Origin of the sequence: Nonomuraea sp. NPDC023979 (assembly GCF_040639085.1) — a bacterium.
Lineage (GTDB): Bacteria > Actinomycetota > Actinomycetes > Streptosporangiales > Streptosporangiaceae > Nonomuraea > Nonomuraea ceibae.
The window spans coordinates 163,397-185,557 of the sequence record NZ_JBEZZG010000015.1 but is presented as its reverse complement, the minus strand read 5'-3'; the positions used below and the strand labels follow the sequence as shown (position 1 = coordinate 185,557).

At 71.9% G+C, this 22,161-nt stretch carries 19 protein-coding genes and 1 rRNA gene; 18 read left to right on the top strand and 2 right to left on the bottom strand.

Annotated elements, in window-relative coordinates; translation table 11 throughout:
• Positions 1-85, top strand: a 5S ribosomal RNA gene (gene rrf, locus AB0G11_RS25845); the annotation flags it as partial.
• Positions 86-236: 151 nt separating this feature from the next.
• On the opposite strand, the gene AB0G11_RS25840 is transcribed toward rrf, so the two are convergent.
• Complete coding sequence (locus tag AB0G11_RS25840; RefSeq protein ID WP_219506893.1) at positions 237-1,199, bottom strand: transcriptional regulator; 963 nt, start codon at positions 1,197-1,199, stop codon at positions 237-239.
• Positions 1,200-1,292: 93 nt separating this feature from the next.
• On the opposite strand from AB0G11_RS25840, the gene AB0G11_RS25835 reads away from it, so the two are divergent.
• Entirely contained in the window at positions 1,293-2,027 is a 735-nt protein-coding gene (locus tag AB0G11_RS25835; RefSeq protein WP_219506890.1) for an SDR family oxidoreductase, read from the top strand.
• Between the two features lie 64 nt (positions 2,028-2,091).
• On the opposite strand, the gene AB0G11_RS25830 is transcribed toward AB0G11_RS25835, so the two are convergent.
• A complete protein-coding gene (locus tag AB0G11_RS25830; protein WP_308125823.1) occupies positions 2,092-2,799 on the bottom strand; it encodes a carbohydrate-binding protein in 708 nt (235 codons plus the stop codon).
• Positions 2,800-3,086: 287 nt separating this feature from the next.
• On the opposite strand from AB0G11_RS25830, the gene AB0G11_RS25825 reads away from it, so the two are divergent.
• The 16 genes from AB0G11_RS25825 (at position 3,087) to proB (ending at position 22,157) form a co-directional block, all read left to right on the top strand.
• On the top strand, positions 3,087-4,376 hold the full coding sequence (locus AB0G11_RS25825; RefSeq protein ID WP_219506901.1) for a folylpolyglutamate synthase/dihydrofolate synthase family protein: 1,290 nt from the start codon (positions 3,087-3,089) through the stop codon (positions 4,374-4,376).
• Positions 4,376-4,717 carry a DUF4233 domain-containing protein gene (locus AB0G11_RS25820; protein WP_357588694.1) on the top strand — a complete coding sequence of 114 codons (342 nt, stop codon included), beginning with the start codon at positions 4,376-4,378 and terminating at the stop codon, positions 4,715-4,717. The genes AB0G11_RS25825 and AB0G11_RS25820 overlap by 1 nt, the downstream gene beginning before the upstream one ends.
• An 11-nt stretch (positions 4,718-4,728) precedes the next feature.
• A complete protein-coding gene (locus AB0G11_RS25815; RefSeq protein ID WP_357588693.1) occupies positions 4,729-6,345 on the top strand; it encodes a hypothetical protein in 1,617 nt (538 codons plus the stop codon).
• Positions 6,346-6,399: 54 nt separating this feature from the next.
• On the top strand, positions 6,400-6,810 hold the full coding sequence (gene ndk, locus AB0G11_RS25810; RefSeq protein WP_080046153.1) for a nucleoside-diphosphate kinase: 411 nt from the start codon (positions 6,400-6,402) through the stop codon (positions 6,808-6,810).
• Positions 6,811-7,071: 261 nt separating this feature from the next.
• Positions 7,072-8,103: a rod shape-determining protein gene (locus AB0G11_RS25805; RefSeq protein WP_219506885.1), complete on the top strand. Its 1,032-nt coding sequence runs from the start codon at positions 7,072-7,074 to the stop codon at positions 8,101-8,103.
• Entirely contained in the window at positions 8,103-8,981 is an 879-nt protein-coding gene (gene mreC, locus AB0G11_RS25800) for a rod shape-determining protein MreC (RefSeq protein ID WP_219506884.1), read from the top strand. Before AB0G11_RS25805 ends, mreC begins: the two co-directional genes overlap by 1 nt.
• Positions 8,978-9,442 carry a rod shape-determining protein MreD gene (gene mreD, locus AB0G11_RS25795; RefSeq protein WP_357588691.1) on the top strand — a complete coding sequence of 155 codons (465 nt, stop codon included), beginning with the start codon at positions 8,978-8,980 and terminating at the stop codon, positions 9,440-9,442. The genes mreC and mreD overlap by 4 nt, the downstream gene beginning before the upstream one ends.
• Positions 9,439-11,484, top strand: a complete 2,046-nt coding sequence (gene mrdA, locus AB0G11_RS25790) for a penicillin-binding protein 2 (RefSeq protein ID WP_219506882.1) — start codon at positions 9,439-9,441, stop codon at positions 11,482-11,484. The genes mreD and mrdA overlap by 4 nt, the downstream gene beginning before the upstream one ends.
• Positions 11,481-12,641, top strand: a complete 1,161-nt coding sequence (rodA, locus tag AB0G11_RS25785; protein WP_219506881.1) for a rod shape-determining protein RodA — start codon at positions 11,481-11,483, stop codon at positions 12,639-12,641. The genes mrdA and rodA overlap by 4 nt, the downstream gene beginning before the upstream one ends.
• Positions 12,642-12,682: 41 nt before the next feature.
• A complete protein-coding gene (locus AB0G11_RS25780; RefSeq protein WP_357588689.1) occupies positions 12,683-14,593 on the top strand; it encodes a TIGR03960 family B12-binding radical SAM protein in 1,911 nt (636 codons plus the stop codon).
• Positions 14,594-14,759: 166 nt separating this feature from the next.
• Positions 14,760-15,536 carry a TIGR03936 family radical SAM-associated protein gene (locus tag AB0G11_RS25775; protein WP_308125822.1) on the top strand — a complete coding sequence of 259 codons (777 nt, stop codon included), beginning with the start codon at positions 14,760-14,762 and terminating at the stop codon, positions 15,534-15,536.
• A gap of 135 nt (positions 15,537-15,671) precedes the next feature.
• Positions 15,672-18,587 (top strand): Rne/Rng family ribonuclease, encoded by a 2,916-nt coding sequence (locus AB0G11_RS25770; protein WP_357588687.1) that lies wholly within the window; start codon positions 15,672-15,674, stop codon positions 18,585-18,587.
• A gap of 216 nt (positions 18,588-18,803) precedes the next feature.
• Positions 18,804-19,106, top strand: a complete 303-nt coding sequence (rplU, locus tag AB0G11_RS25765; RefSeq protein ID WP_049575732.1) for a 50S ribosomal protein L21 — start codon at positions 18,804-18,806, stop codon at positions 19,104-19,106.
• Positions 19,107-19,121: 15 nt separating this feature from the next.
• Positions 19,122-19,379 (top strand): 50S ribosomal protein L27, encoded by a 258-nt coding sequence (gene rpmA / locus AB0G11_RS25760; RefSeq protein WP_049575729.1) that lies wholly within the window; start codon positions 19,122-19,124, stop codon positions 19,377-19,379.
• A gap of 101 nt (positions 19,380-19,480) precedes the next feature.
• On the top strand, positions 19,481-20,833 hold the full coding sequence (obgE, locus tag AB0G11_RS25755) for a GTPase ObgE (protein ID WP_357588685.1): 1,353 nt from the start codon (positions 19,481-19,483) through the stop codon (positions 20,831-20,833).
• Positions 20,834-21,041: 208 nt separating this feature from the next.
• Positions 21,042-22,157: a glutamate 5-kinase gene (gene proB / locus AB0G11_RS25750; protein ID WP_357588683.1), complete on the top strand. Its 1,116-nt coding sequence runs from the start codon at positions 21,042-21,044 to the stop codon at positions 22,155-22,157.
• Positions 22,158-22,161 lie beyond the last annotated feature (4 nt).

Here is a 22,161-nt window from a genome sequence, read left to right as displayed (position 1 = left end):
TTACATTCCGAACCCGGAAGTTAAGCTTCCCTGCGCCGATGGTACTGCACTCGGGAGGGTGTGGGAGAGTAGGTCACCGCCGGACAATCTTTCAGTAGAGGGCCCCGACATTCATTGTCGGGGCCTTCTCTGCGTTGTGTGACGAAATTGGGCCCTCGGGGGTGATCCCGGGGGCCTTTTCGCGTTCTGGAGACGAACCGGCCCTGCCCCTCGGGTATCCCCAGGGCCTTTTTGCGTTATGTCGCGCGGGCCGAGGAGCAGCGGTCGCTGATGGCGGCGAGCTGGTCGAGGAGGTCCGCCGGCCCGTCCACGGTGAAGTCCAGGCCCAGGGCCGCCAGGTAGACCGCCAGGGCCAACGGGGTCGCCGCGCCGATGTGCAGACGGCATCGGCCGGCGTCGACGTGCTCGACCCTGGCCACCGGGGGGATGCGCTCGGCGACGACCTCGGCCGGCGCGTACACGGTGGCGATCGTGCGGCAGGGGCCGAGGACGGAGGCGACGCCCTTGGTCACGTACGCGATGACGTCGCCGTCCGGCAGCGGGCGGGCCGGGAAGGCGGGGCCGGGCGGGGTGCGCGGGGTGAGGCGGTCGACGCGGAAGGTGCGCCAGGCGTCGCGGCCGACGTCCCAGGCGACCAGGTACCAGCGGCGGCCCGTGGCGACGAGGCGGTGCGGCTCGGTGTCGCGCACGGTGGCGTTGCCGTCGTGGTCGCGGTAGTCGAAGCGCAGCCGCCGCCGGTCGCGGCAGGCGGCGGCGAGCGTCGCCAGCAGCCCTGAGTCGACCGCTGGGCCGCTGCCGGGCACCGGGACCGTGTACGCGGCCACGGCGCCCAGGCGAGGGCGTAGGCGGGCGGGCAGGACCTGTTCCAGCTTGGCCAGGGCGCGCAGCGACGTCTCCTCGATGCCGCCCACGGTGCCGGAGGCGGCCGTGCGCAGGCCGACGGCGACGGCGATGGCCTCCTCGTCGTCGAGCAGCAGCGGCGGCAGCCGGGCTCCGGGGCCGAGGCGGTAGCCGCCGGCGGTGCCGGAGGTGGCCGACACCGGGTAGCCGAGGCCGCGCAGGCGTTCGACGTCGGAGCGGATGGTCCTGGTGCTGACGCCCAGCCGCGCCGCCAGCTCCGGTCCCGGCCAGTCGGCGCGTGACTGCAGCAGTGACAGCAGGCGCAGCAGCCGTCCAGCGGTGTCCCGTTTCGCGCTCACCCGAACGATTGTCGCGCGCGTCGCGGAAGTCTTCCTTCCGCGAGCACCGGCAGGGTGAAGCGCGAAAGGGATGGACGACTGAAGGAGCAGGCAATGAACGCAGCCGCAGTGGTGACGGGCGGGTCGCGCGGGATCGGCCGGGCGGTGGTCGAGCGGCTCGTCGCCGACGGCGCCACGGTGGTCTTCAGCTACGTCGCCGACGAGCGGGCGGCGCGGGAGGTCGCGGACGGGCTCGGCGGGCGGGCGACGCCGGTGCGGGCGGACGCCGCCGACGTGGCCCAGATCGAGGGGCTGTTCGAGCGGGCGGACGAGGTGTTCGCGGCGGCCGGCGCCGGGCCGCTGACGGCGCTGGTGAACAACGCGGGCGTCCTGCGGCACGCGCCCATAGCCGAGGTGACGCCGCAGGCGTACGACGAGGTGATGGCGGTGAACGCGCGCGGCGCGTACTTCACGCTGCGCGAGGCCGCGCGGCGGATGGCGGACGGCGGGCGGATCGTGAACGTCTCCACCACCGGGACGGCCTGGCCGAGCCCCGGCGAGTCCGTCTACGTCGCCGGCAAGGCGGCGATCGAGCAGCTCACGCGGGTCGCGTCACGGGAGCTCGGGCCGCGGGGGATCACGGTCAACTGCGTGTCGCCCGGCGCGACGGACACCGACCTGCTGCGGGAGGGCGTGCCGCGGGAGGCGTACCAGGCGGTCGCGCACATGACCGCGCTCGGCCGGGTGGGCACGCCCGCCGACATCGCCGCCGTCGTCGCGCTGCTGCTCAGCCCCGACGCGGGCTGGCTCACCGGCCAGAACCTGCGCGCCGACGGCGGACTGGTTTAGAGGTGACGCAAGGAGGGCCACCCCCAGCAGCCGGGGTGGCCCTTTCTTGCATTCGGATGCCCGATCAGACGCGCTGCCACAAAGCGGGCACGTTGGGAGGTTCCCAGCCGGGAGCGGCTGTGTGCCCCTGAAGGCAGCGATACGTCGCGCCACCATAGGTGACCTGGGCACCCGCCTGGTAGGTCACCCCTGCCTGCCAGGTACCCCCGCCCGGAGGCGGAGTCGTGGGGGAACCGGTCGGCTGCGGGCCGCCGGGGACGTTCAGCACGAAGTCGAACGTCGCCTCCCTGCCCGAGCCGACCGTGCGGACGTTCATCAGCAGTCTCGGGTCGAAAATCGAGTCGGTGTTGTTGCGCGGTTCGCCCGGGAAGTACGTCTGCGTGGTGAGGACCGGCCGGTTGGGCGCCTGGACCTTCATGTGGATGTGCCGCGTGCGGCCCGGGTACAGGCCCGGCACGATCGTGGTGAGCTTGTAGGCGCCGTTGGCGTCGGTGAACTGGTGGCCGCGGAAGTTGAAGCCCACGTTGTCGTAGGCGCCGTTCCGGTCGGCCTGCCAGAAGTCCAGCAGCACGTTGGCCAGCGGCTGGCACGCCAGCCCGAAGACGTACCCGCTGACGGTGAGCAGGGTGCCGCTGCCCGGCAGGGTCGAGCGGCGGGGTGAGTTGGGCTTGAAGTACGGGCCCTCGGTCTGGGGCGGCGTGGGGTCGTCGCCGTCGTCACAGAACGGGGTGGGCTCCAGCGGCCCGCTCATGTCGCGTGCGAGAGCCGGCACCTGACCGATGAGCAGGGGGGCCGGCGCAGCTATGAATGCCGCTCTCAGTAGCGTCTTCCGGGTGATGCCCTTGTCCGGGTCGCGAGTGTTCTCGCCTTCCACGATGGCCTCCTCGTAGGAGCCTGCCGGGGGGTGAGGCAGGCTGTTTCCCAAGGTGACACCTGGTGGACGGGGTGAGTACCCTCCAACGTTCTATACAGTCCACGATATGATTCCCCGCGTGGTGACCCGCTTCCCGAGGTCAGTAGGCTGAGGGGGTGGATTTTCGTGGGGTTGAACGCGCCATCATGGAGCGGGGCGTCGAATGGGACTTCGAGCCGACGCTCGACCGGATCGCGGCTCTTCTTGACCTGCTCGGCTCGCCTCAGCGGGCCTATCCCGTCGTGCACATCGCCGGCACCAACGGCAAGACGAGCACGGCGCGGCTGACCGAGGTCCTGCTCAGGGAGCGCAACCTGCGGGTGGGCCGGTTCACCAGCCCTCATCTGGTCACGATGCGCGAGCGGATCACCGTCGACGGCGAGCCGCTGAGCGAGGAGCGGTTCACCGAGGTCTACGAGGAGATCGCGCCCTACGTCGAGCTGGCCGACACGCAGGGGCGGCGGATCCAGTTCTTCGAGATGCTGACCGCGATGGCCTACGCCGCGTTCGCCGACACGCCGGTCGACGTGGCCGTGATCGAGACCGGCATGGGCGGCTCCTGGGACGCCACCAACGTCGCCGACGGCACCGTGTCCGTGATCACCCCGATCTCGCTCGACCACACCGACCGGCTTGGCCCCGACGTCGAGAGCATCGCCAAGGAGAAGGCCGGCATCATCAAGCCCGGCGCCACCACCGTGCTCGCCCAGCAGGAGCTGGCCGCCGCCGAGGTGCTGATGCGCCGCGCGGCCGAGGTGGGCGCGGTCGTGGCCCGCGAGGGCCTGGAGTTCGGCGTGCTCAGCCGTGAGGTGGCCGTCGGCGGCCAGCTGCTGACGCTGCGCGGCCTCAAGGGCGTCTACGACGAGGTCTACCTGCCGCTCTACGGCGCCCACCAGGCGAGCAACGCCGCCTGCGCGCTGGCCGCTGTCGAGGCGCTCACCGGTGGCGACGACCCGCTCGACCTCGATCTCGTACGGCACGCGTTCGCGCAGGCGTCGTCGCCGGGCCGCATGGAGATCGTCCGGCGCAACCCCACGGTGGTCGTCGACGCCGCGCACAACCCCGGCGGGATGCAGGCGACGCTCGACGGCATCCACGAGGCGTTCGACTTCGCCAAGGTCGTCGGCGTGGTCGCGGTCATGGCCGACAAGGACGTGACCGGGCTGCTGGAGCTGCTGGAGCCGGTGCTTGACCAGATCGTCGTCACCCGCAACTCCTCGCCCAGGTCGCTGTCGGCGCAGGAGCTGGGCGAGCTGGCCGAGCCGCTGTTCGGCGAGGACCGGGTGCACGTCGTCGAGCGCCTCGACGACGCCATCGACCTCGGCATCGGGATCGCCGACGCCGAGGGCGAGTTCAGCGGCACCGGTGTGCTCATCACCGGGTCCGTGATCACGGCGGGAGACGCCCGCCACCTGCTGAAGGCGGAGGGCGCCTGATGGACTTCCAGGTCACGCCCGGCATGCGCAGGCTGGGCGCGAGCGTGCTCGGCATGGAGGCCGTCGTCGCCGGGCTCACCACGCCGGTGGCCATCAGCGTCGGCGGGGTGGCGCCCGCGCTCGCGGTGACGGTCGGGATCGGGCTGGCGCTGCTCTGCGTGGTCGGCGCGGGCCTGCTCAAGCGCCCGGCCGGCTACGTCGTGGGCAGTGTCGCGCAGGTGCTGGCGATCGCCGCCGGGTTCGTGGTGCCGGCCATGTTCGTCCTTGGGGCGATCTTCGCGGCGCTGTGGATCACCGCGATTCTCGTCGCTCGGCGTGTCGAGGGCGTGACTTCCCGCTAAAGTCGGGCTTCATGGCCGTCCCCCCATTTCAGCGGTCCTCCGGCACCGCGACTCAAGGCGCGAGGTCCGGGTGGCTGTCCGACGCCGTGCTCGGGCTGCTCATCGTGGTCACGCTGCCGCTGGCGATCGTCGCGATCCCCAACACCGTGTCCGTGGTCGCCGACCTGCTGCCCGCCGAGATCGACCGGCTCGGGCTGATGCGCGCCCACGGGCTCGCCCTGCCGGCGATGATGCTGACCGTGCCGCTGGCCGCCGTGGCGCTGCGCCGGGTGAAGGTCGCCCACCTGCTGCTCGGCGGGCTGCTGCTGCTCGCCGTCGCCGACGCCGCCGGCGGCTATGCCGGGTCGGCGTTCCTCGTGGGCGTGCTGCGGGTGGCCCACGGCGTGGGCGCCGGGCTGCTCGTGCCCGCCACGCTCGCCGCCGCCTGGGGCCGGCCGCCCGTGCTGCGCGCGCTGTGGACCGGCATGCTGGCGCTCAGCCTGCTCGGCGCGCAGGCGCTGGCGCTGTGGCCGCTCGACGGCGTGACGCGCTGGCAGGTCACCCTTCAGCCCTATCCGCTGGTGACCGGCATCGCGCTCGTGCTCGCCGCCGCCTACTTCGTGCTGTGGCTGGTCGGCGGGCGGCCCGCCGCCCCGCGCCTGCGGGTCAAGGAGCGCAGCCGCCTGCTGCTGGCCACCGTGCCCGCCGCCGGCATCGCCGCCGTCGCCATCAGCACCGCGAGCCAGGACTGGCGGGCCGGGCTGGTGGTCCTGCTGGCGCTGCTCGCCATCGCCGGGCTGCTCGCGCTGGCCACGGTCGGCACCCGGGAGAGCCGCACGCTGGCCTACACGATGGTGGCCGTCGGCGTCGTGCTGCTGCCGACCGTCGCGCAGGTGACGTACGTGGAGATGGGCGGGCTCGGCGGGCCGGGGCTGCGCGGGCTGTGGCTGCCGTTCTGCGTGGCGGGGGCGCTGGCCGTGGCGGCGGCGGTCGTGGTGCGGCTGTCGTCGGTGACGAGCGCGTGGGTGACGCCGCTGGGGCTGCTGTCGATGGTCGTCGGGCTCTGCTCGGTGCGGGTCGTGGCGCCGTCGCCCGACGGGCTGGTGCTCGTCGTGCCGTTCACGCTGCTGGCGGTGGGCGCGGCGGTGGCGATCACGGCGGCGCTCGGCCAGGTGGGGGCCGGGGCGGGCATGTTCGGGCTGGCGCTGTGCCTGCCCGGGGTGCTGGCCGGCTACCTGCTGGGCACCGGCGTGCAGATGGTGGCCCTGGAGGGTGACCGGACCAGGCAGGAGCTGGTCGACAGCTTCGTCACCGCGCTGCACCTGTGGGCGCTGGCGGGCGGGTTCTTCGTGGTGGCGGTCATCGTGCTGGCCGCGGTCGTGGCCAGGCGCGCTCCCTCCTCGGAGGACGTACTGGATGTACAGGACGCTCAGGACGTGCAGGAGGAGGCCGGTGACGGCGGGGAGCCGGAGCCCGCGGTGGTGGGCGCGGCGGTTCAGCGGGACGGCGAGGAGGACGACGAGGACCGGCCGACCGGGGTGATCCCACGGATCGGCGTGCAGCCGTTGCCGCAGGCGCGCGACGGCGAGGAGGACACGGCGCCCGTGCCGCCGCCCGCGGCTTCCCCGGAGGACGGCGAGCGGGCGTGACGGGACGGTAAGCTGTGCCGCAGTTTCCGCGACCTGTTCAAAGGAGAACCTCAAGTGTCCGAGCGCACTCTTGTCCTGATCAAGCCCGACGGGGTGAAGCGCGGCCTCATCGGTGACGTGATCGCCCGCGTGGAGCGCAAGGGCCTCAAGGTCGTGGCGATGGACCTGCGCACCCTCGACGCCGACACCGCCAAGGCGCACTACGCCGAGCACTCCGAGCGGCCGTTCTTCGGCGAGCTCGTCGAGTTCATCACCTCGGGGCCGCTGGTCGCGATGGTGCTGGAGGGCCCGCGTGCCGTCGAGGCGTTCCGCGCGCTGGCCGGGCTCACCGACCCGGTGAAGTCGGCTCCCGGCACGATCCGCGGCGACCACGCGCTGGAGATCGGCGAGAACGTCGTCCACGGCTCCGACTCGCCGGAGTCGGCCGCGCGGGAGATCAAGATCTTCTTCCCGGACCGGTTCTGATCATCTGCCCCTGATCACGGGGGCACGCTCAGGAGTGCTCGTCAGGCAGGCCGCCTGGCGGGCACTTTCGCGTTTGCGGACAACGTACCCGGCGCGGTCGGGTGGTATCGCGCAATACGGGCAAAATCGGGGTTGGGGGTGGGGCGGGAGAATTTTGTGGGGCGCGTGGGCTCGTTGCGGGGCGTGGTGGGTACGTCACGTTACGATTCGAATTCGATCCGTAGTCATTCGCGAACGACGTTACGGAAGGCTCCGTTCCCCATGGGCAGCAAGCTCGCCTTTCTAGGCCGTGACATGGCGGTCGACCTGGGCACCGCCAACACGTTGGTGTACGTCCGTGGCCGCGGCATCGTCCTCAACGAACCGTCCGTCGTGGCGATCAACACCTCGAGTGGGAAGATCGTCGCGGTCGGCATCGAAGCCAAGCGCATGATCGGGCGCACGCCCGGCAACATCGTGGCGGTCCGGCCGTTGAAGGACGGTGTGATCGCGGACTTCGACGTCACCGAGCGGATGTTGCGCTATTTCATCCAACGGGTGCACAAACGGCGGCACTTCGCCAAGCCGCGCATCATCATCGCCGTGCCGAGCGGGATCACCGGAGTGGAGCAGCGGGCCGTCAAGGAGGCCGGCTACCAGGCGGGGGCGCGCAAGGTCTACATCGTCGAGGAGCCCATGGCGGCGGCGATCGGGGCCGGGCTGCCGGTGCACGAGCCGACCGGCAACATGGTGGTCGACATCGGCGGCGGCACCACCGAGGTGGCGATCATCTCGATGGGCGGCGTGGTGACCAGCCAGTCCATCCGGGTCGGCGGCGACGAGCTGGACCAGGCGGTGATCACCTTCGTGAAGAAGGAGTTCTCGCTGATGCTCGGCGAGCGCACCGCCGAGGAGATCAAGATGGCGATCGGCTCGGCCTGCCCCACCGGGGAGGAGGCGCACGCCGAGATCCGCGGGCGCGACCTGGTCAGCGGCCTGCCGAAGACGATCATCGTGTCGGCCGAGGAGATCCGCAAGGCCACCGAGGAGCCGGTCAACGCGATCGTCGACGCCGTCAAGACGACCCTCGACCGCTGCCCGCCGGAGCTGTCCGGCGACCTGATGGACCGGGGCATCGCGCTCACCGGCGGCGGCGCGCTGCTCAAGGGCCTGGACGAGCGGGTCAAGGCCGAGACGGGCATGCCGGTGCACCTGGTGGAGAACGCGCTCGACTCGGTCGCGCTCGGCTCCGGCAGATGCGTGGAGGACTTCGAGGCGCTGCAGCAGGTGCTGGTGCCGGAGTCGCGACGCTGATGAGAGACTCGCGCCAGGCCAGGCTGATCCTCGGCACGCTGCTCGCGGCGGCGCTGGTCATCCTGACCGTCGACCACCGCGCCGGCGAGAGCTCGCCGCTCACCCCGCTGCGGTCGGCCGGCGCGTGGCTGTTCGGGGCGGCCGAGGAGGCCGGCGGCGCCGTGGCCCGGCCCGTCGGCGGGTTCCTGCACGCGATCGCCGCGGCGCCGAGCGCCCAGGCCGACATCGAGCGGCTCAAGGCGGAGAACGCCCGGCTGCGCTCCAGCCTGTCCGCCGACCGCCTCGACGCGGCCCGCGCCGCCGAGCTCAAGCGGATGCTCGGCCTGGCCGGGCTGGGCGGCTACAAGGTGGTGTCCGCCAACGTGATCGCCCGGCGCGGCCAGCCGGGCTTCGAGGACGCCGTGCAGATCGACGCCGGCACCGACGACGGCGTCCGCACCGACATGACCGTGCTCAACGGCGACGGGCTGGTGGGCCGCGTGGTGCACGCCTCGGCCCGCACCTCCACCGTGGTCCTGCTGAGCGACCTGGCCTCGGCGGCGGGCGCGCGGCTGGAGGGCGGCCAGGAGATCGGCGTGGTGCACGGGGTGGCGGAGAACGGGCGGCTCCTGCAGTTCAAGCTGCTCGACTCCACCGCGCCGATCGAGCGGGGGGCGCGGCTGGTCAGCTTCGGCTCCCATCGCGGCGCGCCGTACGTGCCGGGGGTGCCGATCGGGGTGATCGAACAGGTGGAGTCGACTCCCGGGCAGCTCGTCCGGATCGCCTACGCCAGGCCGTACGCGGATCTGACCGCGCTGGACGTGGTGGGGGTGGTGGTGCAGGGGCCCGCCCGTGATCCGAGAGACGCGGTGCTGCCGCGCAGGGAGGGGGCCCGATGACGGCGGTCCTGGTGGTGCCGGTGGCGCTGCTGCTGCAGGTCATGCTGGTGAACCGGCTGCCGCTGCCCGCCGGGGGCGTGCCCGACCTGGTGCTGCTGGCGGTGGTGGCGGTGGCGCTGATACGCGGGCCGGCGGCCGGGGCGGTGATCGGGTTCTTCACCGGGCTGGTGGTGGACGTGGTGCCGCCGACGGCGCACGTCGCGGGGCTGTACGCGTTCGTGTTCGCGCTGGTCGGCTATCTGGCCGGGCGCGGGGCCGGCGGGCGGGTCACCACCGTGGCGCTGTGCGTGGTGCTCGCGCCGCTGATGGCGGCGGCGGTGGGCGGGCTGATGTCCGACCCGAGGGTGACGATCTCCACGCTGACCGAGCAGGTTCCCGTGACCGTCGCCTACACGATGATCGCCGCGCCCGTGGTGATCTGGCTGGCGACCCGCGGCCGACGGCAGAGGTACGAGATATGACCCGGATGCGCACCCGGCTGGTCGTGATCCAGGCGCTCGTGCTGGTGCTGCTGGCCGCGCTGGCCGTCCGCCTGTGGCAGGTCCAGGTCGTACGAGGTCCCGAGCTCGTGCACCGGGCGACCGAGACGCGGACCCGCACGGTGATCGTGCCGGCTGTGCGGGGGCAGATCCTCGACTCCTCCGGGCGTCCGCTGGTGCGCAACAAGACCTCGCTGGTCGTCTCCGTCGACCGCACCGGGCTGGCCGGGATGCGCGACGGCGGGATGAAGGTGCTGGGCAAGCTGTCGGAGGTGCTCAGCCGGCCCGTCGCCGAGCTGCGCAAACGCATCACGCCGTGCGGTCCCGGGGTGCCCAAGCCGTGCTGGACGGGATCGCCGTACCAGCCGGTCCCGCTGGACGAGAAGGTCGACACGCGTGAGGCGCTGCAGATCCTGGAGCGCCAGGAGGAGTTCCCGGGGGTCACGGCGGAGATCCACGCGGTCCGCGAATACCCGGGCGGCCGGGCGGGGGCGCAGATGCTCGGCTACCTGTCGCCGGTGACGGAGGCGGAGCTGGAGAAGCGGGTCGGGCTGAAGGCCGCCTTCTCCGGCGTGGACCTGGCCGGGCGCGACGGGCTGGAGTACGTCTATGACGAGGAGCTGCGTGGCAAGGCCGGGCTGCGGCGGGTGCAGGTCGACCGGATGGGCAAGGCGCTCGGCGTGGAGAAGCAGGTCGAGCCCGTCAGCGGGCACCACCTGGTGACCAGCATCGACTCGCGGATCCAGGCGGTGACGGAGAAGGCGCTGCAGGACGCGATGAAGTCCGCGCCCGGCGCCGACGGGGGCGCGGCGGTGGTGCTCGACGCGAAGACCGGACGGGTGCTGGCGCTGTCCAGCGCGCCCGGCTACGACCCGGCGGTGTGGGCGGGCGGCATCTCCGCGAACATGTACAAGCATCTGCTGTCGGAGAAGTCCGGCAAGCCGCTGGTGTCGCGGGCGATCAACGGCCAGTTCGCGCCCGGCTCGACGTTCAAGGTGTCGTCGGTGGCCTCGATGCTGCGCGCCGGCTACCCGCTGAACGGCAAGTACAGCTGCCCGGGGTCGGTCACGGTGGGCGGCCGGGCCTTCAACAACTTCCGCGGCATCCCGCTGGGCACGCTCAGCCTGCACCTGGCGCTGGTCAAGTCGTGCGACACGATCTTCTACCAGGCGGCGTACGAGCAGTATCTGCGCGACGGCGGCCGCACGCCGAAGAAGACGGCCAGGGAGGTGTTCGCCAACACCGCCCGCGGGTTCGGGTTCGGCGCGCCGACGGGGATCGACCTGCCGGGCGAGTCGGCCGGGCGCATCCCCGACCGCAAGTGGAAGAAGGAGATGTGGGCGCTGACCAGCGCCACCAACTGCAAGCGCGCCCAGACCGGCTACCCCGAGGTCAAGGACGGGGCGCGGGCGGCGTTCCTCAAGCGGCTGGCGCACGAGAACTGCACCGAGGGGTTCGTGCTGCGGCCCGGTGACTCGGCCAACTTCTCCATCGGGCAGGGCGACGTGCTGGTGACGCCGCTCCAGCTCGCGCGGGCGTACGCGGCGCTGGTCTCCGACGGCAAGGTGCGCAGCCCGCGCATCGGCTGGGCGCTGGTGCGGCCCGACGGCAAGGTGGTCAAGACGATCCCGGTGCCGGTCGTGGGCAAGCTCCCCGTCACCGAGAAGGAGCGGCTCTACATCAAGAACGCGCTCAGCCAGGTCGCCTCCGACGGCACCGCGGCCGGGGCGTTCGCCGGCTTCCCGATGGACAAGGTGCGCATCGGCGGCAAGACCGGTACGGCGGAGGTGTGGGGCAAGAAGGACACCTCCTGGTTCGCCTCGTTCGCCCCCACGCAGAACCCGCGCTTCGTCGTCGTGGCCATGGTGTCGCAGGGCGGCATGGGCTCCCAGACCGCCGCGCCCGCCGTGCGGCAGATCTACGAGGGCATCTTCGGCATCAAGCGGCCCGCCGCGCTGCCCGGCGGCAAGCCCGTGTCGCGGCTGCCCAGGTTCGCCCCCGACGGGACGGTGATCTGGCAATGAGCGCGCTGGCGCCCGGACGGCGCTCGTTCGCCAGGCGGGCCTTCGGCGCCGAGTCGCCGGTGTGGCGGCTCGACGGGGTCCTGCTCGTGGCCGTCCTCGCCCTGTCGGTGATCGGCACGCTGCTCGTCTGGTCGTCCACCCGCACCTGGGCGCCCGGCTCCACCGGGCTGCTCAAGAAACACCTGCTCAACGAGACGATCGGGCTCGCGCTGTGCGGCGTGGTCGCCTCCGTGGACCACCGGGCCGTGCGCGCCTACGCGCCCGTGCTGTTCCTGCTCTCGCTGATCGGGCTCGGGCTGGTGCTCTCGCCGCTCGGCGCCACGATCAACGGCTCGCACTCGTGGATCCTGCTGGGCGGCGGGTTCGCCGTGCAGCCGTCGGAGTTCGCCAAGGTCGGGCTGCTGCTCATCACCGCGATGCTGCTCGCCCAGCCCGCCGAGGGACGCGACCGGCCGAGGCCGCTCGACATCGTGCTCGCCCTGCTCGCCGCCGCGGTGACGCTCGTGCTCGTCATGCTCCAGCCCGACCTCGGCACCGCGCTCGTGCTCGCCGCCATCACCGCCTCCGCGCTGGTGATCTCCGGGGTGCGCAAGCGGCTGATCGCGCTGCTGGCCCTGGTCGGCGCGGCCGGGGTGTTCAGCGTGTTCTACTTCCAGATGCTGGAGGACTACCAGGTCGCCCGGTTCACCGCGTTCGTCGACCCGAACGTCGACCCGCGCGGCGTCGGCTACAACAGCACCCAGTCGCTCATCGCGATCGGCTCCGGGCAGCTGTTCGGCAAGGGGCTGCTCGGGGGCGGCCAGACCACCGGCAGGTTCGTGCCGGAACAGCACACCGACTTCATCTTCACCGTGGCGGGCGAGGAGTTCGGCTTCCTCGGCTCGGTCACGGTCGTGCTGCTGCTCGGCGTCGTGCTGCTGCGCGGCCTGAAGATCGCCCGGCAGTGCGAGGACCGGTTCGGCACGCTGGTCGCGGGCACGATCGTGTGCTGGTTCGCGTTCCAGACGTTCGTGAACGTGGGCATGACGATCGGCATCATGCCCATCACCGGCCTGCCGCTGCCGTTCGTCTCCTACGGCGGCACCGCGACCTTCGCCAACCTGATCGCCGTGGGCATGCTGCTGTCGATCCGCTCCCGGCAGCGCCCCTACGCCTAGGGCGTCCCAGCCACGGTACGGGTTTCGCTACCCTGGGTGTCATGCCTGTCGAGTCGATTTTTCCCCGCCTGGAAGCGCTGCTGCCCAAGGTGCAGAAGCCGATCCAGTATGTCGGGGGTGAGCTCAACTCGACGGTGAAGGACTGGGACTCCGCCGACGTGCGCTGGGCGCTCATGTATCCCGACGCGTACGAGGTCGGGCTGCCCAACCAGGGCGTCGCGATCCTCTACGAGATCCTCAACGAGCTGCCCGGCACCCTGGCCGAGCGCACCTACGCGGTCTGGCCCGACCTGGAGGCGCTCATGCGCGCCGAGGGCGTGCCCCAGTTCACCGTCGACGCCCACCGGCCGGTGCGCGCCTTCGACGTGCTTGGCCTGTCGTTCTCCACCGAGCTCGGCTACACCAACATGCTGACCGCGCTCGACCTGGCCGGGATCCCGCTGGTCGCCGCCGACCGGGGCGACGACGACCCGATCGTGCTGGCGGGCGGCCACGCGGCGTTCAACCCCGAGCCGATCGCCGACTTCCTGGACGCGGCCGTGCTCGGCGACGGCGAGCAGATCGCCATCGCCATCTCGGAGGTCATCCGGGAGTGGAAGGCCGAGGGCAGGCCCGGCGGGCGCGACGAGCTGCTGATGCGGCTGGCCGAGTCCGGCGGCGTCTACGTGCCCAAGTTCTACGACGTCGACTACCACCCCGACGGCCGCATCAAGCGGGTCGCGCCCAACCGTCCCGACGTGCCGTGGAGGGTGCACAAGCACACGGTCATGGACCTCGACGAGTGGCCCTACCCGAAGAAGCCGCTGGTCCCGCTGGCCGAGACCGTGCACGAGCGGTTCAGCGTGGAGATCTTCCGCGGCTGCACCCGAGGCTGCCGCTTCTGCCAGGCGGGCATGATCACCCGCCCGGTGCGCGAGCGGTCGATCACCACGATCGGCGCGATGGTCGAGAACGGGATCAAGGAGTCCGGCTTCAACGAGGTCGGCCTGCTGTCGCTGTCGTCCGCCGACCACAGCGAGATCGGCGAGGTGGCCAAGGGCCTGGCCGACCGCTACGAGGGCACCAACACCTCGCTGTCGCTGCCCTCGACCCGGGTCGACGCCTTCAACATCGACCTGGCCAACGAGTTCTCCCGCAACGGGCGGCGCTCCGGGCTCACCTTCGCGCCCGAGGGCGGCTCCGAGCGCATGCGCAAGGTGATCAACAAGATGGTCACCGAGGAAGACCTCATCCGCACCGTCACCGCCGCCTACTCCCAGGGCTGGCGGCAGGTCAAGCTCTACTTCATGTGCGGGCTGCCCACCGAGACCGACGAGGACGTGCTCGGCATCGCCGACCTGGCCAAGAAGGTCATCCAGGCCGGTCGTGAGGCCACCGGCTCGCGCGACATCCGCTGCACCGTGTCCATCGGCGGCTTCGTGCCCAAGCCGCACACCCCGTTCCAGTGGGCGGGGCAGGCCGACCACGAGACCGTCGACCGGCGGCTCAAGGCGCTGCGCGAGTCGCTGCGCGGCGACAAGCAGTACGGCCGGGCCATCGGCTACCGCTACCACGACGGCAAGCCGTCCATCGTGGAGGGGCTGCTGTCGCGCGGCGACCGGCGGGTCGGCGCCGTCATCCGCGCCGTGTGGGAGGACGGCGGGCGCTTCGACGGCTGGAGCGAGCACTTCTCCTACGAGCGCTGGATGGCCGCCGCCGCCAAGGCCGGCGTCGACGTCGACTGGTACACCGTGCGCGAGCGCGAGGAGAACGAGGTCCTGCCGTGGGACCACCTCGACGCGGGGCTCGACCGCGAATGGCTCTGGCAGGACTGGCAGGAGGCCGTCTCCGGCGGCGAGGTCGAGGACTGCCGCTGGACCCCCTGCTACGACTGCGGCGTCTGCCCGACGATGGGCACCGAGATTCAAATCGGACCGACGGGTAAGAAACTCCTTCCCCTCACGGTGATCTAGCCGCGCTCGGTGGCCGCCCGGTGTCACGCCGTACATGATCCTGAGACGTGCAGGCGTCCGGGCGGCTTATCCTGAGATGAAGGAACTCTGACACGGGAAGGACGACAAGGCTCTGAAACCTGTTCCCGATGGGCCCCCGCCCGCGCCGACGGCGCAGCGCCTTCGCGTGCGCTACGCCAAGCGCGGACGCCTGCGCTTCACCAGTCACCGCGACATCTCGCGGGCCGTCGAACGAGCGGTCCGCCGTGCCGGCATTCCGGTGGCCTACAGCGCGGGTTTCTCGCCTCATCCGAAGATCTCCTACGCGGGAGCGGCGCCGACCGGCGTCGCCAGCGAGGCCGAATACCTCGAGATCGGCGTCACGACGCCGTGCGATCCGCAGCAGGTCAAACGTGACCTCGACGAGTCGCTGCCGCCTGGTCTCGACGTGCTCGACGTCGTCGAGGCGGCCCCCGGAGCGCTGGCCGACCGCCTGGAGGTCTCCGAGTGGGAGGTGCGGCTGCCCGGTGCCGACCGCGAGCTCGCCGAAGTCGCGGTGGAGAAGTTCCTCGCGGCGGGCACCGTGGAGGTCGAGCGCCTCACCAAGAAGGGCCCGCGCCGCTTCGACGCGCGGGAGGCCGTGCTGAGGCTCACGGCGCTGAGCGCCCCGGACTCGCAGGGATCAGAGGGAACAGACAGAACTGCAGCTCAGGTGGGCGGACAGTCGTGTGTCATACTGCGCATGGTTGTTCGGCACATGACTCCTGCCGTTCGACCCGACGATGTGCTCACAGGGCTGCGCCTTGTGGCCGACTTCGCGCCGCCGGTTCCCCCCGAGGTGACCAGGCTGGCGCAGGGGCCGCTCGACGCACGCACCGGTGCGCTTGCCGACCCGCTCGACCTGGACCGCGAGACTACGCGCGGCGGCGAGGCGGGACCGGCGGGTGAGCACGTCGCCGGTTAAGGAAGCGCCCTGCCGGGCGCTGCCGCTGACAGGACTTGGCGCCATGCCCCCGCGAGGGGGCGTGGCGGACAACGAGACACGAGAGCTCCTGCGCGGCGCGGCGACGCGCCCGGGAGCTGACGGGAGAGCGCCCGCATGCTCGACGAGAACGAGCCCAACGCCGGGGCCCAGGGCCCCGACGGGGAGACAACAGAACAGACCAAGGTGACCAAGCGCCGCGCGGCCAGCCGCCCGGCCGGGCCGCCGCCCGAGCTTCCCGAGACGCCGGCCGCCGCGCCGGCCACCGGACCCATCACCGTGGTCGCCGCCCAGGCGGCCCCGTCGGTGGCGGAAGGGCGTCCCCTTCCGAGCACCGCCGCGCAGCGCGCCGCCGGACGGCCGGAAGACCTCATCGCCGCGCGGCCGGCCACGGCCGAGGTGACGAGCCCGGCCGAGGCCGCCGTGGCCCAGGCCGTCGAGGAGCCGGCCGGGCAGGACGCGCAGGCCGCCGAGGAGGCGGTCAAGCCCAAGAGGGCGACGCGGACCCGGTCGACCGCCACCACGACGCGCCGCCGTACGACCAAGAAGGCCGCCGAGGCGGCCGAGGCGGCTGCGGACGGTGCCGAGGGCGCCGCCGAGGGTGCCGTGACGGCTCCTGAGGGTGCCGTGGCGGGCGCGGAGAGTGCCGTGGCGGTCCCCGAGACCGCCGCTGCCACCGTGACGCCGGAGGCGGCCCCCGAGGCCGCGGAGGCGCCCGTCAAGCGCCGCCGCACCCGCAAGAAGGCCGAGCCCGAGGAGACCGTCGCGACCGCGCCCGCCGAGGCCGTCGCGGAGCCCGTCGAGGCCGTCGAGTCGGCCGAGGCGCCGGTCGAGCGCGCGGATGACGACATTCTGGAGATTCTGCCCGAGGACGAGCCCCTCGACGACGAGCCCGCCGGCGAGGACCTGGACGAGGAGGACCGGCCGAGCCTGCTGGCCGACCCGTTCGGGCTGACGGTGCGCCGCGAGGACCAGCCCGGCACCGCGTTCCAGCGGCCCGCCGCGATCTTCGCGCCGCTGTTCCAGGCGCCCGACCCGTCGCAGGCCAAGCCGGTGCGGCCGGAGCCCCAGCCCCAGCCCGCCGTCGAGGTGAGCGAGGACGAGGCCGAGGACGAGATCACCGCCGAGGACGAGGGCGAGGACACCTCCGACGAGCAGGAGGAGGAAGAGGGCGCCGGTCGCCGTCGCCGCCGCCGCAGGGGCGGCCGCGGGCGCGGCAAGTCCCGCGAGCGCGACGAGTCCGACGAGGGTGACGAGGGCGAGGACGAAGGCGACGAGGAGCAGGGCGAGGAGCCTCAGGAGGAGGCCTCCAGCTCGCGCCGCCGCCGTCGCCGCCGCCGCAGGGGCACCGACGACGAGGGCGGCGAGACCACGCCCGACGACCCGCCGAACACGGTGGTGCGCATCCGCGCGCCCCGCTCGGGCCGCTCGGCCGCGCACGACACCTCCGCCGACGGCGTGCAGAGCGTCCGCGGCTCCACCCGGCTGGAGGCCAAGAAGCAGCGCCGCCGCGAGGGCCGCGAGCTGGGCCGCAGGCGCCCGCCGATCATCACCGAGTCGGAGTTCCTGGCCCGCCGCGAGTCCGTCGACCGGATGATGGTGGTGCGCCGCCAGGGCGACCGCACGCAGATCGCGGTGCTGGAGGACGGCGTCCTCGTCGAGCACTACGTCAACCGCGAGGCCAGCCAGTCCTACGTCGGCAACGTCTACCTCGGCAAGGTGCAGAACGTGCTGCCGTCGATGGAGGCCGCGTTCGTCGACATCGGCAAGGGCCGCAACGCCGTGCTGTACGCGGGCGAGGTGAATTTCGACACCGCCGGGCTGGAGGGCCAGCCGAAGCGGATCGAGTCGGCGCTGAAGTCCGGCCAGTCGGTGCTGGTGCAGGTCACCAAGGACCCGATCGGCCACAAGGGCGCCCGCCTGACATCGCAGATCAGTCTTCCCGGCCGCTACCTGGTGTACGTGCCGGACGGGTCGATGACCGGCATCAGCCGCAAGCTGCCCGACAAGGAGCGCACCCGCCTCAAGAGCATCCTGAAGAAGGTCATGCCGGAGAACGCCGGCGTGATCGTGCGCACCGCCGCGGAGGGCGCCTCGGAGGAGGAGCTCGCCCGCGACGTGGCCCGCCTGTCGGCCCAGTGGGAGAACATCCGCAAGAAGGCCAAGTCGGCCAGCCCGCCCGAGCTGCTCTCGGCCGAGCCCGACCTGACCATCCGGGTGGTGCGTGACGTCTTCAACGAGGACTTCACCTCGCTGGTCGTCCAGGGTGACGAGGCGTGGGAGACGGTCGACGAGTACGTCAAGTACGTCGCGCCGCACCTGGGCGAGCGGCTGTCGAAGTGGGACCCCGGCCAGGGCGACGTGTTCGAGTCGTACCGGATCGACGAGCAGCTCGGCAAGGCGATGGAGCGCAAGGTGTGGCTGCCCAGCGGCGGCTCCCTGGTGATCGACCGGACCGAGGCGATGACCGTCGTCGACGTCAACACCGGCAAGTTCACCGGCCAGGGCGGCAACCTGGAGGAGACGGTCACGCGCAACAACCTGGAGGCGGCCGAGGAGATCGTCCGCCAGCTCAGGCTGCGTGACATCGGCGGCATCATCGTCATCGACTTCATCGACATGGTGCTGGAGTCCAACCGCGACCTGGTGCTGCGGCGGATGCTGGAGTGCCTGGCGCGCGACAGGACCAAGCACCAGGTGGCCGAGGTGACGTCGCTGGGCCTGGTCCAGATGACGCGTAAGCGGGTCGGTCAGGGCCTCCTGGAGGCGTTCTCGACCCCGTGCGACTGCTGCAACGGGCGTGGCCTCATCGTCTCCACGGAGCCGGTGGAGAGCAGGTCCGAGCCGCGGGGCACCCAGGGCAAGATGGCGGTGGAGAAGGCGGTCTCGGACAAGGTGTCCGCGGCCAAGGACTCCTCCGGTCGTGATACCGTGACCGGTGCGCTTGAAGACGTCCCATCCGAGGACGACCAGGCAGGACAGACTTCCGGCAGGGGGCGGCGACGCTCTCGCCGAGCCAAGTCCGCCGACTAGTTCGGTGGGCTTCCGATGAATCGTCCGGTTCGCCTAGGGCCCCGGTCATCCGGTACCCTAGTCAACCGGTGCGTCAGGTGACGTGCCCTGTTGGCGCGCCCCCCGGTTCGTCGGTTCCGGATGAGCCGAATGACGGGCGCAGCATTCGGAGTCAGCGGCCATCCCGCACGGGATGGCCGAGGGATCGCAACAGTGAGTCAGTAGAAGGGTTCCGCGGTGTACGCGATCGTTCGTTGCGGCGGCAGGCAGCAGAAGGTCTCCGTCGGTGACGTCCTCGAGGTGGACAAGGTCGCCGGCGAGGTCGGCTCTTCGGTTTCGCTGCCGACGGTGCTCGTCGTCAACGACGGCGATGTGACCACGGAGGCGGGCAAGTTCACGGTCAGCGCCGAGATTCTCGGTGAGACCAAGGGCCCCAAGATCCGCATCCTCAAGTACAAGAACAAGACCGGTTACAAGAAGCGCCAGGGTCACCGCCAGCGGTACACCCAGGTGAAGATCACCGGTATCGACCAGGCCTGATCGGGAGTTTGAGAGATGGCACACAAGAAGGGCGCGTCGTCCACCCGGAACGGCCGCGACTCCAACGCTCAGCGCCTGGGCGTCAAGCGCTTCGGCGGCCAGCTGGTCAACGCGGGCGAGATCATCGTCCGTCAGCGTGGCACCCACTTCCACCCCGGCGACAACGTCGGCCGCGGTGGCGATGACACGCTGTTCGCGCTGGCCGCGGGCCACGTGCAGTTCGGCACCAAGCGCGGTCGCCGCGCGGTGAGCATCGTCCCGGTCGCGGAGTAAATCTCCAGCGCCACGGGTTGTACGAAGGGGTGGATCGTCTTCCGGTCCGCCCCTTCTTGCTGTTGTGAGACGCCCGTGAGGGCTGATGGAGGAGAAGCTGAATGCCGGACTTCGTGGACCAGGTGGTTCTGCACGTCAGGGCCGGTGACGGAGGAAACGGCTGCGCCTCCATCCACCGGGAGAAGTTCAAGCCGCTGGGCGGCCCCGACGGGGGCAACGGCGGGCGCGGCGGCGACGTGATCCTGGAAGTGGATCCCAGCACCGCCACGCTGCTCGACTACCACCGCCGCCCACACCGCAAGGCCGACAGCGGCAAGCAGGGGCAGGGCTCCAACCGCGACGGGGCCAACGGCGCCGACGTGATCCTGCCCGTGCCCAACGGCACCGTGGTCAAGGACGCCTCGACCGGCGAGGTGCTCATCGACCTCGTCGGCACCGGCACCCGCTACGTGATCGCGCAGGGCGGCCACGGCGGCCTCGGCAACGCGGCGCTGGCCAGCACCAAGCGCAAGGCGCCCGGGTTCGCGCTGCTCGGCGAGCCGGGCGACGCGCTCGACGTGATGCTGGAGCTGAAGAGCGTCGCCGACGTGGCGCTCGTCGGCTTCCCCAGCGCCGGCAAGTCGTCGCTGATCGCGGCGCTCAGCGCGGCCAAGCCGAAGATCGCCGACTACCCGTTCACCACGCTGATCCCCAACCTGGGCGTGGTGACCGCGGGGGAGACCGTGTTCACCGTCGCGGACGTGCCCGGCCTGATCCCCGGCGCCTCCGAGGGCAAGGGCCTCGGCCACGAGTTCCTGCGCCACGTCGAACGCTGCGACATGCTCGTGCACGTCATCGACTGCGCCACGATGGAGCCCGGCCGCGACCCGGTCACCGACTACGAGGTCATCGAGGCCGAGCTGCACGCGTACGGGAAGCTGGAGGGCCGGCCGCGCATGGTCGTGCTCAACAAGGCCGACGTGCCCGACGCCCGCGAGCTGGCCGAGCTGGTGCGCCCCGACTTCGAGGAGCGGGGGCTGCGCGTGTTCACCGTGTCCGCCGCCACGCACGACGGGCTGCGCGAGCTCACGTTCGCGATGGGCGAGTGGGTGGCCGCGGCCCGGGCGAACAAGCCGGTCGAGGAGCCGACGCGGCTGGTCATCAGGCCCAAGCAGCTCGGCGACACCGGGTTCAAGGTGCGCCGGGTCAACGAGAACATGTTCCAGGTCACCGGCGAGAAGCCCGAGCGGTGGATCCGGCAGACCGACTTCACCAACGACGAGGCCGTCGGCTACCTCGCCGACCGGCTGGAGCGGCTCGGCGTGGAGGAGGAGCTGGTCAAGGCCGGCGCCACCGCCGGGGCCGAGGTCGTCATCGGGTCGATGGAGAACGGCTACGTCTTCGACTGGCAGCCGACGCTCAACGCCGAGGCCGTCCGGCAGGGGCCGCGCGGCACCGACAGCCGGCTGGGGTGAGGATCTTCCGGGGGCGAGCCGCTACCCTCTGAGAGGACGCCCCCTCGTGAGGAGCATGGTCCCTTCGGGAGAGGTGCTGTCCCTTCCGAGGGGGCGTCTCCGTACGGGCCGTGCGCCCGTCCCCGCGCGCCCGTCCCCGCCCAGTGCCCGCGCTGTCCCCGCGCTGTGCCCGGGATGGGGGAGGGGCGGGCTCGGATAGGGTTTGAGCGTGCGGGAACGGATCAGCTCCGCGTCGCGGGTCGTCGTCAAGGTCGGCTCGTCGTCGCTCACCACCTCCCAGGGCATGATCGACGTGGACCGGGTCGACGCGCTCGTCGACGTGCTGGCCGCCAGGCGCGGCACCGGGACGCAGATCGTGCTCGTCTCCTCCGGCGCCATCGCCGCCGGGCTCGGCCCCCTCGGGCTGGCCGCGCGACCGCGTGACCTCGCCACCCAGCAGGCCGCCGCCTCCGTCGGCCAGGGCGTGCTGGTCGCCCGCTACACCTCCTCCTTCGCCCGCTACGGCCTGCGCGTCGGCCAGGTGCTGCTGACCGCCGACGACATGATGCGCCGCGCCCACCACGCCAACGCCCGGCGCACGCTCGACCGGCTGCTGGAGCTCGGCATCGTGCCGATCGTCAACGAGAACGACACCGTCGCCACCGACGAGATCCGGTTCGGCGACAACGACCGGCTGGCTGCGCTCGTCACCCATCTCACGCGCGCCGACGCGCTCGTCCTGCTCTCCGACGTCGACGCGCTGTACGACGGGCCGCCCAGCCGCAGCGGGTCGCGGAGGCTGGCGGAGATCCACGGCCCCGAGGACCTGGCGGGCGTCGAGCTGGGCAAGGGCGGCTCGGTCGGCACCGGCGGCATGGTCACCAAGGTGCAGGCGGCCAGGATCGCCACCGGCGCGGGCGTGCCCGTGGTGCTCACCGCCGCCGCCCACGCCGCCCACGCGCTGGCCGGGGCCGACGTCGGCACCTACTTCCACCCCGGCGGCCGCCACCCCGGCACCCGGCTGCTGTGGCTGGCGCACGCCACCACCGGGCGCGGGCGGCTGCACCTCGACGACGGCGCCGTCGAGGCGGTCGTGTCGCGGCGCAAGTCGCTGCTGCCGGCCGGGGTCACCTCGGTCGAGGGCGAGTTCGCCGCCGGCGACCCCGTCGACCTGTGCGCGCCGCGCGGCCGGGTGGTGGCGCGCGGGCTGGTCAACTTCGACGCCGGCGAGATCCCCGGGCTGCTCGGCCGCTCCACCCGTGACCTGGCCAGCGAGCTCGGTCCGGAATATGAACGCGAGCTGATCCACCGCGACGACATCGTCATACTGGAGACCCACAGCTGACGCC